Genomic DNA, 13284 nt, shown 5'->3' on the forward strand with positions numbered 1-13284 from the left:
TCATTTCAACTTGGGTTAATCCGTTATTTTACCCTTTTCCACGGTAAACATCTTCGAATTTTCGTCCGACATGTCCATAACGTGTTCAGCGCTAATGGCGCTGACGAAAACCTGCGACTGCGTGGCTTTTAAGCGGCTGGCAAGCAGCCCGCGCCGCGCGTCGTCAAGTTCCGAGGCAAAATCATCTATCAGGTACAGGCAGCGTCGCCCGCTCTCGCGGGTGAGGAACTCCCCCTGCGCCAGGCGCAACGCACACATCAGGAGCTTGAGCTGCCCGCGCGACAACGTGTCTTCCACCGGCGCACCGTCGGCACGAATGCGGAAATCCGCCTTGTGCGGGCCGTGCGCGGTGTAGGTCAACATGCGGTCGCGCTCGAAGCTTCTCTCTAACACCTCGGCATAGTCCGTCTCTTTCTCCCAGCCGCGCTGGAAGGAGAAGGTGAGAGAGAACTCGGGTAAAAACTGTTTGCAGGTGTCGGCCATGTCTTCAGCAATACCTGCGCTGTATTCGGCACGCCAGTTGCTGATTTGTTCCGCAAGAGGGATTAACTCCATGTCCCACGGACGCAGCTGGGCGTAGCGCGTCACCTGGCGCAACGCGGCGTTACGCTGCTTGAGCAGACGCTTCAGGTTGCTCCAGGCGTTAAAGAATCCGGCTTCGTTGTGAAAGCATCCCCAGTCGAGGAACGCTCTTCTGTATTTGGGGCCGCCGTTGAGTAAAGTAAACCCCTCGGGCGTGATCAGCTGCATCGGCATCAGCAGCGCCAGCTCGGCCACCTTGTGGCCGTCGGTACCGTCGATGCGCACCTTGCTGTCGCCCTGCTTGTCTTTGGTCAGGCCGATGGCGGTCTCCCGCTCCTCGCCCTGCAAACGCCCGTGCAGAACAAAAGATTCCTGCTCGTGGCGAATCACGCGACCAATCTGCAAACTGCGAAACGCCCGACCGTGGCCGAGCGTATAGATGGCTTCCAGCACGCTGGTTTTGCCGCTGCCGTTCGCGCCAACCAGGAAATTAAAGCCAGGGGATAAAGCGAGATCCGCGCTTTCGATGTTGCGAAAGTCGCGGATCAACAGACGGGTGAGCGACATTACAGTCTCATTGGCATGACAACATAGGCAGCCGACTGTGATGCGGCATCTTCAATCTGTACGCTCGAAACGGAGTCGGTCAGCAGGATGCGCACGTTCTCGCATTTCAGCGCGTTCAGCACATCCAGCACGTAGCTAACGTTGAAGCCGATTTCCATCTCAGCCCCGGCGTAGGTGACGTCCAGAATCTCTTCTGCCTCTTCCTGCTCCGGGTTGTTGGCGGTGATTTTGATCTGGTTTTCACTCACGTACAGGCGCACGCCGCGGAATTTCTCGTTGGAGAGGATCGCGGCACGGGCAAAGGCCTGCTTGAGGCTGTCGCAACCGGCTTCCAGCGTTTTGTCCGGGTTCTTCGGCAATACGCGGCGATAATCCGGGAAACGGCCGTCAACCAGCTTCGATGTGAAGACAAAATCGCCCACGTGAGCGCGGATGTTATTGCTGCCGATCTGCACGCGCAGCGGCGTGTCGCCACCGTCGAGCATACGCATCAGCTCAATCACCCCTTTACGCGGCACGATCACCGAATGGTTTGGCAGCGAGTCGCCAATCGGCATGGAACAGACCGCCAGACGGTGGCCGTCGGTCGCCACGGTACGCAGCTCTTCACCTTCGGTTTCGAACAGCATGCCGTTTAAGTAGTAACGCACGTCCTGATGCGCCATGGAGAACTGGGTGGCTTCAATCAGACGCTTCATCGTCGCCTGCGGCAGGGTGAATTCCACTTCGCTCTGCCAGTCGTCCAGGTTCGGGAAGTCCGCTGCAGGCAGCGTGGAGAGCGAGAAACGGCTGCGGCCAGAGCGCACCAGCATACGGTCGCCTTCCAGCTGCACGGCGATTTCAGCGCCTTCCGGCAGCCCGCGGCAGATATCAAAGAATTTACGTGCCGGAACCGTGGTCGCGCCCGCGTCGTGCGGCTGCGTCAGCGTAACGCGCGCGATCATTTCCATTTCCAGATCTGTACCGGTCAGCGACAGCGTACCGTCCGCGACCTGAAGCAGCAGGTTTCCGAGAATAGGCAGCGTTGGGCGGCCGCCTAATGGGCCACTCACCTGTTGCAGCGGTTTTAATAAATGTTCACGTTCAACGGTAAATTTCATAGCGTCACGATGATAATGTTCTGATTAGATTGGAAAAATCTTCTTTTATGTCGTGGCTTTCTTCGCGTAACTGCTCAATCTTGCGACAGGCGTGCAGCACGGTCGTATGGTCACGGCCACCAAACGCATCCCCGATTTCCGGCAGACTGTGGTTGGTTAACTCCTTTGCCAGCGCCATCGCCATCTGACGCGGGCGCGCCACCGAGCGGGAACGACGTTTAGACAGTAAATCTGCCACTTTGATCTTGTAGTACTCAGCCACCGTCTTTTGAATATTGTCGATAGTGACCAGTTTTTCCTGCAATGCCAGCAAATCACGCAGCGCTTCACGCACAAAATCGATGGTGATCGCACGACCGGTAAAGTTGGCATTGGCGATAACGCGGTTCAGTGCCCCTTCGAGCTCACGCACGTTGGAGCGCAGACGCTTGGCAATGAAGAACGCCACTTCACCCGGCAGGCGAATGTCGTTTTCATCGGCTTTCTTCATCAGGATCGCGACGCGGGTTTCCAGCTCCGGTGGCTCGATCGCCACGGTCAGGCCCCAGCCGAAGCGGGATTTCAGACGATCTTCAACGCCGTTGATCTCTTTTGGATAACGATCCGAGGTCAAAATGATCTGCTGATTGCCTTCCAGCAGGGCATTGAAGGTGTGGAAAAATTCTTCCTGCGATCGTTCTTTATTGGCAAAGAACTGAATGTCATCGATCAGCAGCGCGTCAACGGAACGGTAGTAGCGTTTAAACTCTTCGATCGCATTGTTTTGCAGGGCTTTTACCATGTCCTGAACGAAGCGTTCGGAGTGCATATACACCACTTTGGCATTGGGCTTGCGCGCCATAATGCCGTTGCCCACCGCGTGCAGCAGGTGCGTTTTACCGAGACCCGTGCCGCCATACAGGAACAGCGGGTTGTAGGCCCCACCTGGGTTATCAGCAACCTGGCGAGCCGCCGCGCGCGCCAGCTGGTTCGACTTACCTTCAACGAAGTTATCGAACGTGTGTTTGACGTTTACGTTAGAGCGGTAGGTTGGCTCAGCCGGTGCAGGAACATTATCCCAACCCTGACGAGCAGGAGCGACGCGAGGAGCCGGCGCGGGTGCGGCCTGAGCAGGCGCAGCCACATTCACGGTTTCACGTACGGTTTGGGTGACCGGCTTTGTGCCCACTTCAAAGCGCAGCTGTGGGGCATCTGACCCGCAGAAATCGTTCAGCAGTCCATTGATGTTATTAAGGTACTTGTCCCTTACCCAATCGAGCACAAAACGGTTTGGCGCGTACAAAGCCAGCGTGTTATCGCTCAGTTCCGCCTGCAACGGGCGGATCCACATACTGAATTCTGTGGCTGGTAACTCATCCTGCAATCGGGCAAGACACTGCTGCCAAAGCGAAAGTGACACGGCGGACTCCACTCGAACAATAAAAGAAAACTATTGAATATTCATGATTGTTGGCGCACATCGGCATGACCCTGTGTAAAGGGGGACGTGCGAATTGCTATCTGCAATTTATCCTGACCAGGATCCTGGGATCCCGATCGGGACCGCGGATCATAGCCTAAACTGAGCCAGAGATCTTCTGTTTCTCACAGATTCTTCCCGATTTATCCACAGGAAGATCAGAAACCGGTTAAGTGTAAACGATCCTGGCGCGAGTGCCCCACGATTTAGCCCGCATATTGGAAAAATTAATGAGCACAGCCAATTTATTGCTTAAATGATCTAACGAAGATCCGGGACGATCCTTGCGCTTTATCGGTGAGCCCGTATAATCCTCGACCCGGCGCGTGATGCTCATCTTCCTGCGTCGTCCGTTGCTCATTTTCCACGCGAAAACGTGCGGAAATACGCGGGAAATAAGGAAAGAGAATTGACTCCGGAGTGTACAATTATTACAATCCGGCCTCTTTAATCACCCACGCTGAGGCGTTAGTCGTTCGAAACTCGTTCGGGTATACGCAAAAGTCAGTGAATTTATTCAAGTTTAGGTAGAAATCGCCATGAAACGCACTTTTCAACCGTCTGTACTGAAGCGCAACCGTTCTCACGGCTTCCGTGCTCGTATGGCTACTAAAAATGGTCGTCAGGTTCTGGCACGTCGTCGTGCTAAAGGCCGCGCTCGTCTGACCGTTTCCAAGTAATAAAGCTAACCCCTGAGTGGTTAAGCTAGCATTTCCCAGGGAGTTACGTTTGTTAACTCCCGCTCATTTCACTTTCGTCTTCCAGCAGCCACAACGGGCTGGCACGCCGCAAATCACCATCCTCGGCCGCCAAAATTCGCTGGGGCATCCCCGCATCGGTCTCACAGTCGCCAAGAAAAATGTTAAGCGTGCGCATGAACGCAATCGGATTAAACGTCTGACGCGTGAAAGCTTCCGTTTACGTCAGCACGAACTGCCTTCAATGGATTTCGTGGTGGTGGCGAAGAAAGGGGTTGCCGACCTCGATAACCGTGCTCTCTCGGAAGCGTTGGAAAAATTATGGCGCCGCCACTGTCGCCTGGCTCCCGGGTCCTGATAGCCCTCATTCGGGTCTATCAACGCCTGATTAGTCCGCTACTCGGGCCGCACTGCCGTTTCACACCAACATGCTCAAGCTACGGAATTGAGGCATTGCGCAGGTTTGGAGTGATAAAAGGCAGTTGGTTGACGGTGAAACGCGTATTAAAATGCCACCCTTTACACCCCGGTGGAGACGACCCCGTCCCCCCAGGACCCTTTGATACCAGAGAACACTAACGATGGATTCGCAACGCAATCTTCTTATCATCGCTTTGTTGTTCGTGTCTTTCATGATCTGGCAGGCATGGGAGCAGGATAAAAATCCTCAACCCCAGCAGCAGACCACGCAGACTACGACCACCGCAGCGGGTAGCGCCGCCGACCAGGGCGTACCGGCCAGTGGCCAGGGGAAACAGATTACGGTTAAGACCGATGTGCTTGAGCTGACAATCAACACCCGTGGTGGTGATGTTGAGCAGGCGCTGCTGTTGACCTACCCGAAAGAGCTGAAGTCTAACGAACCGTTCCAGTTACTGGAAACCACGCCTGAGTTTATCTATCAGGCGCAGAGCGGCCTGACCGGTCGTGACGGCCCGGATAACCCGGCTAACGGTGCGCGTCCACTGTATAACGTCGAGAACGACACCTTTGTGCTGGCTGATGGCCAGAACGAACTCGTTATCCCGATGACCTATACCGACGCCGCAGGCAACACCTTCACCAAAACCTTCACCCTGAAGCGCGGTGAGTATGCGGTGAACGTGGGCTACAGCGTACAGAACGCCAGTGCGAAACCGCTGGAGCTGTCGACCTTTGGCCAGCTGAAGCAGTCCATCAATCTGCCGTCTCACCGTGACACCGGAAGCAGCAACTTTGCGCTGCACACCTTCCGTGGTGCGGCGTACTCCACGCCTGACGCGAAGTACGAGAAATACAAATTCGACACCATTGCCGATAACGAAAACCTGAACGTCAGCGCTAAAGGCGGTTGGGTGGCGATGCTGCAGCAGTATTTCGCGACGGCGTGGGTGCCAAATAACGACGGTACCAACAACTTCTATACCGCGAACCTGGGTAACGGCCTTGCAGCCATCGGCTACAAATCTCAGCCGGTTCTGGTACAGCCGGGTCAAACCGGTAAGCTGGCCAGCACCCTGTGGGTTGGCCCGGAAATTCAGGACAAAATGGCCGCTGTTGCGCCGCACCTGGATCTGACCGTGGATTACGGTTGGTTGTGGTTCATCTCTCAGCCGCTGTTTAAGCTGCTGAAGTTCATCCACAGCTTCCTGGGTAACTGGGGCTTCTCCATCATCGTTATCACCTTCATCGTTCGTGGCATCATGTATCCGCTGACTAAAGCGCAGTACACCTCCATGGCGAAGATGCGCATGCTGCAGCCGAAGATTCAGGCAATGCGTGAGCGTCTGGGCGATGACAAACAGCGTCAGAGCCAGGAAATGATGGCCCTGTATAAAGCAGAGAAAGTGAACCCACTGGGTGGTTGCTTCCCGCTGCTGATTCAGATGCCAATCTTCCTTGCGCTGTACTACATGCTGATGGGTTCCGTTGAGCTGCGCCACGCGCCGTTCGCACTCTGGATCCATGACCTGTCCGCACAGGACCCGTACTACATCCTGCCGATCCTGATGGGCGTGACGATGTTCTTCATCCAGAAGATGTCGCCGACCACCGTGACCGACCCGATGCAGCAGAAGATCATGACCTTTATGCCGGTCATCTTCACCGTGTTCTTCCTGTGGTTCCCGTCAGGTCTGGTGCTGTACTATATCGTCAGCAACCTGGTGACCATCATCCAGCAGCAGCTGATTTACCGTGGTCTGGAAAAACGTGGCCTGCATAGCCGCGAAAAGAAAAAGTCCTGATCCGATAAGTTAACGCTAAAATAAGGGCGGTCGATTGACCGCCTTTTTTATTTGTATTGAACGAGAGCAACCATGAGCCATAACGACACTATCGTCGCCCAGGCAACCCCACCGGGACGCGGTGGTGTAGGCATTCTGCGTATCTCCGGCCTGAAGGCACGCGAGGTGGCCGAAGCGGTGCTGGGTAAACTGCCAAAGCCGCGCTACGCTGATTACCTGCCGTTTAAAGATGCCGACGGCACGCCGCTGGACCAGGGCATTGCGCTGTGGTTCCCCGGCCCGAACTCCTTTACCGGTGAAGACGTGCTGGAGCTTCAGGGCCACGGCGGCCCGGTTATCCTCGACCTGCTGTTAAAACGTATCCTGACCCTGCCGGGCCTGCGCATTGCGAAGCCGGGCGAGTTCTCCGAACGTGCCTTCCTCAACGACAAGCTCGACCTGGCGCAGGCTGAGGCCATTGCTGACCTGATCGACGCCAGTTCTGAACAGGCGGCCCGCTCCGCCCTTAACTCCCTGCAGGGCGCATTCTCCGCGCGTGTGAATCACCTCGTGGAAGCACTTACTCACCTTAGGATCTACGTGGAAGCGGCTATCGACTTCCCGGACGAGGAGATCGACTTCCTCTCTGACGGCAAAATCGAAGCCCAGCTCAACCAGGTGATGGCCGATCTCGACGCCGTTCGCGCCGAAGCGCGCCAGGGCAGCCTGCTGCGCGAAGGGATGAAGGTGGTGATTGCCGGACGCCCTAACGCGGGGAAATCGAGCCTGCTGAACGCCCTGGCGGGCCGTGAAGCGGCAATCGTAACCGACATTGCCGGTACCACTCGCGACGTGCTGCGCGAGCACATCCACATCGACGGCATGCCGCTGCACATCATCGACACCGCCGGTCTGCGCGATGCCAGCGACGAGGTTGAGCGCATCGGTATCGAACGCGCCTGGCAGGAGATCGAGCAGGCCGACCGCGTGCTGTTTATGGTGGACGGCACCACCACCGACGCCGTTGACCCGGCGGAGATCTGGCCGGACTTTATTGCCCGTCTGCCGGCCAAACTGCCGATCACCGTGGTGCGTAACAAAGCAGATGTTACCGGCGAAACGCTGGGTATCAGCGATGTGAATGGTCACTCACTGATTCGCCTGTCGGCGCGTACGGGTGAAGGCGTGGACGACCTGCGTAACCATCTCAAGCAGAGCATGGGCTTTGATACCAGCATGGAAGGCGGCTTCCTGGCGCGTCGCCGTCACCTGCAGGCGCTGGAAGAGGCGGCACGCCATCTTGACCAGGGCAAAGCGCAGCTGATTGGCGCGTGGGCAGGTGAACTGCTGGCGGAAGAGCTGCGTCTGGCGCAGCAGAATCTGAGCGAGATCACCGGGGAGTTTACGTCGGACGATCTGCTGGGACGGATCTTCTCGAGCTTCTGCATTGGCAAGTAATTCCCGCTAATCCATGGTGATTTCCTTCTGGGAAATCACCATTGTCCAAATGGCAACTCGCCTAATCCCTTTTCACCCCCTATCCTGCATGCCTGCATCTATGAGGGGTTTATGGCGCGTTTTCTGTTTTGTAGTTTCGCATTAGTTCTGCTTTATCCGTCCGGTATTGATATGTATCTGGTGGGATTACCGCATATCGCCCGCGATCTGGGCGCCAGCGAAGCGCAACTGCATATTGCGTTTTCGGCCTACCTCGCGGGGATGGCGTCGTCGATGGTCTTTGCCGGGAAGATTGCGGATAAAGCAGGCCGTCAGCCTGTCGCAATCGCCGGTGCCATCGTTTTTGCCCTGGCGTCGCTTCTCTGCTCACAGGCGCAAAACAGCACCGTGTTTCTGGCCGGGCGCTTTATCCAGGGCATCGGTGCGGGCGGTTGCTACGTGGTGGCGTTTGCCATTTTGCGCGACACCTTAAGCGCCCAGCGTCGCGCCAAAGTGCTGTCGATGCTGAACGGTATTACCTGCATCATCCCGGTGCTGGCCCCGGTCGTGGGCTATCTGATCATGCTGAAGTTCCCGTGGCAGAGCCTGTTCTGGACCATGGCGGCGATGGGCGGGCTGGTGTTTGTCCTGTCGATTGCCGTGCTGAAAGAGACCCACCCGGGCTCGCAGAATACCGGCCATACCGCAACCATTCACCCGGCAGAGAAACTTCTAAACCGCTTTTTCCTCAGCCGTCTGACCGTGACCACGTTAAGCGTGGCGGTGATCCTGACCTATGTAAACGTTTCCCCGGTGTTGCTGATGGAGACCATGGGCTTCGATCGCGGTGAGTATTCCACGGTGATGGCATTAACCGCGATGGTCAGTATGGCCGTTTCGTTTTCGACGCCGTTTGCGCTGAATATCTTCCGCCAGCGCACGCTGATGGTGACCTCACAGGTTTTATTCCTTGCCGCAGGCGCGATCCTGGCGACCACCAGCTCACATGCGGTGATGCTGGTGGGCATTACGCTCATTTGCGCCGGGTTCTCGGTTGGCTTTGGCGTGGCGATGAGCCAGGCGCTTGGTCCCTTCTCGCTGCGGGCAGGCGTGGCGAGTTCGGTGCTGGGGATCGCGCAGGTCTGCGGCTCGTCGCTGTGGATTTGGCTGGCAGCCGTAGTTGGCCTGAACGCGCTGAATATGCTGATCGGGGTTCTGATTGGCTGTAGCATAGTCTGCATTACCTTACTTATGGTCATCCAGCCCGCGGCGCACTATGAAGAAGCCCATCAGCAGTCTCGATCTTAACCTGTTGCTGTGCCTGCAGCTTTTGCTGCAGGAGCGCAGCGTTACCAAAGCGGCGAAGCGGATGAACGTGACGCCGTCGGCGGTGAGTAAATCACTGGCCAAGCTGCGTGACTGGTTTGACGACCCGCTGTTTGTCAAAACGCCGCTAGGGCTGCTGCCGACGCCGCTGACGGTGAGCCTGGAGCAGGATCTGGCTGACTGGATGCAAATCGGCAACCAGATCCTCGATAAATTCCATCATGATTCTCCGGGCGGGCTGACGTTCGTGCTGGCCGCGGAAACGCCGCTGATGCTGATCCGCTTCAATACCCTGCTGGAGCAGGTGAACCAGCGCTATCCGCAGGCGACGGTGAAAATGCGCCAGTGGGATTACGACTCGCTGGACGCGATTACGCGTGGCGAGGTGGATTTGGGCTTCACCGGGCGTGAAACGCATCCGCGATCCCGCGAGCTGCTTAAGCTGATGCCGTGGTTTATCGACTACGAAATCCTGTTCAGCGACCGCCCCTGCGTCTATCTGCGCGAGGATCATCCGGCGCTTCAGCAAGAATGGAATCTGGAGACCTTCCTGCGCTATCCCCACATCAGCATCTTCTGGGAACGCAGCGATACCTGGGCGCTTGATGAGGTGTTAAAGGAGATGGGACGCGATCGCACTATCGCCATGAGCCTGCCGGGCTTCGAACAGGCGATGTTTATGGCGGCGCAGCCCGGCCATCACTATATCGCCACCGCCCCGCACTACTGTCATCACTACAATGAACTCCACCAGCGTAAGCTGATCGCGCTTCCGATCCCCATTGATGAGGAGCAGGCGGATAAATTGACCGTGCCCTTCACGCTGATCTGGCATAAACGGAACAGCCATAATCCCAAAATTCTCTGGCTGCGGGAGACCATCAAGGCGCTGTACGGTGCGAGCGATCCAATTTTTGCCTAAGAAAATGTAAAGTTCGGTCCTAAGGCTTCTCTTACTTCCATTTACTGATTAAAACAGGAGGCAAGTTAAGCGATAATCATGTAACCGTTTAACCGATTACGACCATTATCAAGGAGCGAAAAATGGCTACGCACTTTGCAAGAGGGATACTTACAGAAGGACGTCTCGTATCGGCAAGAATTTCTTCAGCCTGTCACCGTGAAGCACTCACTCTTCCGGAGCATCGCAGGTCGCGGTTTTTAGCGTCCCGAGCGCTTCTCGCAGAACTGATGTTTATGCTGTACGGCACCAGCGAGCTGCCGGACATCATTACCCAGCCAGAAGGCCGCCCGGTCTTTGCCGACCCGGATCTCCCTCGTTTTTCCATTGCCTACACGGGCAATATCATTGGGGTCGCGCTGACCACCGAAGGGGACTGTGGGCTCGATATGGAGCTTCAGCGCGCGACGCGCAGCTTCCACGGTGGTAACGCGCATGAAGACTATCCGCTCTCCAGCAATGAGAAGCTGTGGGTACGCAACCAGAACGATCCTGTTGAAGCCAGAGCCCAGCTCATTACCCTGCGCCAGAGCATTCGCAAGCTCTGCGGATGCGCCTCAGACGACGCCAGCCTGCTGCAGCTGTTGCCTGGTTCCGGACGTCTGCGCGCCGCCCAGGCCACGCTGGTAGAAGCGCTCTGCGACGCGGAGGATGTGCTCATCTGGTCCATCGCGGTGACCCCCGCCATCGAACGCATGAAAATCTGGGAATTTGACAGTCAACAGGGATGGCGTAGCCTTCCTGATGTGCCCGAGCGCGCCAACGAGCCCGCCGCACGTCTGATGCGATTAACCAGTTTACCGGCAGAAAAAGCATTCACCCTTAGCTGATCCAATCAGGGTCATCATGATGAAACAGGAGTAATCATGTCTGATACGTTGAAAGTTGTTACGTTACTGGGAAGCCTGCGCAAAGGTTCATTTAACGGGATGGTAGCCCGCACGCTGCCACAGCTGGCACCTGCAGGTATGGAAATTAGCGCCCTGCCGTCTATTGGCGATATTCCGCTTTATGATGCTGACGTACAGCAGGAAGAAGGGTTCCCGCAGAGCGTTGAAGCGCTGGCAGAGCAGATTCGCCAGGCTGACGGCGTGGTCATCGTCACGCCAGAGTACAACTACTCTGTACCCGGTGGTCTGAAGAATGCCATCGACTGGCTGTCCCGTTTACCTGAGCAGCCGCTGTCAGGCAAACCGGTGTTGATCCAGACCAGCTCCATGGGCGCGATTGGCGGCGCGCGCTGCCAGTATCACCTGCGTCAGATCCTGGTCTTCCTCGATGCGATGGTGATGAACAAGCCGGAATTTATGGGCGGAGTGATTCAGAACAAGGTCGACCCACAAACGGGTGAGGTGGTGGATCAGAGCACGCGCGACCATCTCTCTGGCCAGCTGACGGCGTTCGGGGATTACATTAAGCGGGTTAAAGCCTGATAAAAAAGCCCGGTGGCGCTAGCGCTTACCGGGCCTACACTCGTCAGTAGGTCAGGTAAGCGAAGCGCCACCTGACACCACAAACCGCACCTTAGTGCGCGTCAATAAACACAATCTTCAGTACAAACAGCAGCGCCACAACGATGACGCACGGGCTGAGGTCGCGGAAGCGGCCGGTACCGATCTTCATTACGCAGTAAGAGATAAAGCCCAGCGCGATACCTTCGGTAATCGAGAAGCTGAACGGCATCATCACGGCGGTAATAAACGCTGGCACCGCTTCGGTTAAATCATCCCACTTCACGCGCGACAGGCTGGAGGTCATCAGCACACCCACGTAGATCAGCGCACCCGCTGCAGCGTACGGAGGCACCATGCCCGCCAGCGGAGAGAGGAAGATCACCAGCAGGAACAGAATACCCACTACAACCGCCGTCAGACCGGTACGGCCGCCCACGGAGACGCCGGAAGAGGATTCGATGTAAGCGGTCACAGACGAGGTCCCGATAAATGAGCCGGTCACAGAGGAGATACTGTCCACAAACAGCGCCTGCTTCATGCGCGGGAATTTGCCTTTCTCATCTGCCAGACCCGCTTTGTCGGTCACGCCGATCAGCGTACCGGAGGAGTCGAAGAGGTTCACCAGCATGAAGGAGAAAATCACGCCCGCCAGGCCCAGGTTCAGGGAACCCGCCAGATCAACATGGCCAACAACGGTAGAGACGCTCGGTGGCGCGGAAACGATGCCGTTATAGTGAACGTCGCCCAGCATCCAGCCCAGCAGCGTGGTCACCACGATGGAGACCAGCACCGCCGCATGAATATTGCGGGAAGCCAGGATAGCGATGATAAAGAAGCCCAGCACGCCCAGCAGCACGTTATGCGAGGTCAGGTGACCGATGCTCACCAGCGTATCCGGGTTCGCCACGATCACGCCGGCGTTTTTCAGCCCCATCATCCCGATAAACAGACCGATACCGCTGGTGATGCCCACGCGCAGGCTCACGGGAATGTTCGCAATCATCCAGTAACGCACGCGGAAAATGGTCAGCAGCAGCAGGCCAACCGCGCCCCAGAAGATGGCGCCCATACCCACCTGCCACGGCAGCCCCATCGCCTGAACCACCACGAAGGCAAAGAACGCATTCAGACCCATCGCCGGGGCCAGCGCGACCGGCAGGTTAGCGAACACACCCATCAGAATGCTGCCGAGGGCCGCGATCAGACAGGTAGTCACGAAGACGGCGCTGGTATCCATGCCAGCAACGCCCAGAATTTGAGGGTTAACAAAAACGATATAGACCATCGTCAGGAAGGTGGTGAAACCGGCGATCACTTCGGTGCGTGCCGTCGTGCCGTGCTCGCGCAGTTTAAACACGCGCTCAAGCAGACCCTGACCAGATGTCTGGGTAGTGTGTTGTTGACTCATCATCAATTTCCGAACAAGGAGGGAAAATTCGTCGCTATCCTATACCAAAATGCGACAATAGTGGCGGTTACGTGATACTTTTTTCATTGAATTTGCTTATACGGCAACGATTGCGTTCCGGTGAACTGCCGTACGTAAACGTTAAACT

General features: G+C 56.6%; 13 protein-coding genes. 9 read left to right on the forward strand and 4 right to left on the reverse strand.

Annotation, left to right across the window (positions count from 1 at the left end; all coding sequences use genetic code 11):
- Nucleotides 1-15: 15 nt before the first annotated feature.
- Genes recF through dnaA form a run of 3 tightly spaced genes read right to left on the reverse strand, consistent with a single transcriptional unit; the run spans nt 16 to nt 3588 of the window.
- Nucleotides 16-1089 (reverse strand): DNA replication/repair protein RecF, encoded by a 1074-nt coding sequence (recF, locus tag FHC48_RS16895; protein ID WP_008500169.1) that lies wholly within the window; start codon nt 1087-1089, stop codon nt 16-18.
- A complete protein-coding gene (gene dnaN / locus FHC48_RS16900) occupies nt 1089-2189 on the reverse strand; it encodes a DNA polymerase III subunit beta (protein ID WP_008500170.1) in 1101 nt (366 codons plus the stop codon). The genes recF and dnaN overlap by 1 nt, the downstream gene beginning before the upstream one ends.
- A gap of 4 nt (nt 2190-2193) precedes the next feature.
- A complete protein-coding gene (dnaA, locus tag FHC48_RS16905; RefSeq protein WP_010426558.1) occupies nt 2194-3588 on the reverse strand; it encodes a chromosomal replication initiator protein DnaA in 1395 nt (464 codons plus the stop codon).
- Nucleotides 3589-4187: 599 nt separating this feature from the next.
- On the opposite strand from dnaA, the gene rpmH reads away from it, so the two are divergent.
- The 9 genes from rpmH (at nt 4188) to FHC48_RS16950 (ending at nt 11707) form a co-directional block, all read left to right on the forward strand.
- The gene (gene rpmH, locus FHC48_RS16910; protein WP_000831330.1) at nt 4188-4328 is read left to right on the forward strand and encodes a 50S ribosomal protein L34; all 141 of its coding nucleotides are present in this window, start codon (nt 4188-4190) and stop codon (nt 4326-4328) included.
- 16 nt (nt 4329-4344) lie between these two features.
- Nucleotides 4345-4704: a ribonuclease P protein component gene (gene rnpA, locus FHC48_RS16915; RefSeq protein WP_021242673.1), complete on the forward strand. Its 360-nt coding sequence runs from the start codon at nt 4345-4347 to the stop codon at nt 4702-4704.
- Nucleotides 4668-4925, forward strand: a complete 258-nt coding sequence (yidD, locus tag FHC48_RS16920; protein WP_001307474.1) for a membrane protein insertion efficiency factor YidD — start codon at nt 4668-4670, stop codon at nt 4923-4925. The genes rnpA and yidD overlap by 37 nt, the downstream gene beginning before the upstream one ends.
- A gap of 2 nt (nt 4926-4927) precedes the next feature.
- On the forward strand, nt 4928-6571 hold the full coding sequence (gene yidC / locus FHC48_RS16925; protein ID WP_008500173.1) for a membrane protein insertase YidC: 1644 nt from the start codon (nt 4928-4930) through the stop codon (nt 6569-6571).
- 72 nt (nt 6572-6643) lie between these two features.
- Nucleotides 6644-8008: a tRNA uridine-5-carboxymethylaminomethyl(34) synthesis GTPase MnmE gene (gene mnmE, locus FHC48_RS16930; protein ID WP_032654291.1), complete on the forward strand. Its 1365-nt coding sequence runs from the start codon at nt 6644-6646 to the stop codon at nt 8006-8008.
- A gap of 111 nt (nt 8009-8119) precedes the next feature.
- On the forward strand, nt 8120-9295 hold the full coding sequence (locus FHC48_RS16935; protein ID WP_059363322.1) for an MFS transporter: 1176 nt from the start codon (nt 8120-8122) through the stop codon (nt 9293-9295).
- On the forward strand, nt 9264-10235 hold the full coding sequence (gene yidZ, locus FHC48_RS16940) for an HTH-type transcriptional regulator YidZ (protein WP_008500176.1): 972 nt from the start codon (nt 9264-9266) through the stop codon (nt 10233-10235). Before FHC48_RS16935 ends, yidZ begins: the two co-directional genes overlap by 32 nt.
- 122 nt (nt 10236-10357) lie before the next feature.
- The gene (locus FHC48_RS16945; protein ID WP_023326370.1) at nt 10358-11104 is read left to right on the forward strand and encodes a 4'-phosphopantetheinyl transferase superfamily protein; all 747 of its coding nucleotides are present in this window, start codon (nt 10358-10360) and stop codon (nt 11102-11104) included.
- A gap of 36 nt (nt 11105-11140) precedes the next feature.
- A complete protein-coding gene (locus tag FHC48_RS16950; protein WP_014833835.1) occupies nt 11141-11707 on the forward strand; it encodes an NADPH-dependent FMN reductase in 567 nt (188 codons plus the stop codon).
- A 91-nt stretch (nt 11708-11798) separates the two neighbouring features.
- On the opposite strand, the gene adeP is transcribed toward FHC48_RS16950, so the two are convergent.
- Nucleotides 11799-13136, reverse strand: a complete 1338-nt coding sequence (gene adeP / locus FHC48_RS16955; RefSeq protein ID WP_021242668.1) for an adenine permease AdeP — start codon at nt 13134-13136, stop codon at nt 11799-11801.
- Nucleotides 13137-13284 lie beyond the last annotated feature (148 nt).

This window comes from Enterobacter sp. EC_50, assembly GCF_019584525.1.
Lineage (GTDB): Bacteria > Pseudomonadota > Gammaproteobacteria > Enterobacterales > Enterobacteriaceae > Enterobacter > Enterobacter roggenkampii.

Coding starts and splice junctions, on each gene's coding strand:
- yidD (WP_001307474.1), top strand. CDS start 4,668: ATGGCGCCGCCACTGTCGCCTGGCTCCCGGGTCCTGATAGCCCTCATT.
- recF (WP_008500169.1), bottom strand. CDS start 1,089: ATGTCGCTCACCCGTCTGTTGATCCGCGACTTTCGCAACATCGAAAGC.
- rpmH (WP_000831330.1), top strand. CDS start 4,188: ATGAAACGCACTTTTCAACCGTCTGTACTGAAGCGCAACCGTTCTCAC.
- FHC48_RS16945 (WP_023326370.1), top strand. CDS start 10,358: ATGGCTACGCACTTTGCAAGAGGGATACTTACAGAAGGACGTCTCGTA.
- mnmE (WP_032654291.1), top strand. CDS start 6,644: ATGAGCCATAACGACACTATCGTCGCCCAGGCAACCCCACCGGGACGC.
- FHC48_RS16935 (WP_059363322.1), top strand. CDS start 8,120: ATGGCGCGTTTTCTGTTTTGTAGTTTCGCATTAGTTCTGCTTTATCCG.
- FHC48_RS16950 (WP_014833835.1), top strand. CDS start 11,141: ATGTCTGATACGTTGAAAGTTGTTACGTTACTGGGAAGCCTGCGCAAA.
- yidC (WP_008500173.1), top strand. CDS start 4,928: ATGGATTCGCAACGCAATCTTCTTATCATCGCTTTGTTGTTCGTGTCT.
- adeP (WP_021242668.1), bottom strand. CDS start 13,136: ATGAGTCAACAACACACTACCCAGACATCTGGTCAGGGTCTGCTTGAG.
- yidZ (WP_008500176.1), top strand. CDS start 9,264: ATGAAGAAGCCCATCAGCAGTCTCGATCTTAACCTGTTGCTGTGCCTG.
- dnaN (WP_008500170.1), bottom strand. CDS start 2,189: ATGAAATTTACCGTTGAACGTGAACATTTATTAAAACCGCTGCAACAG.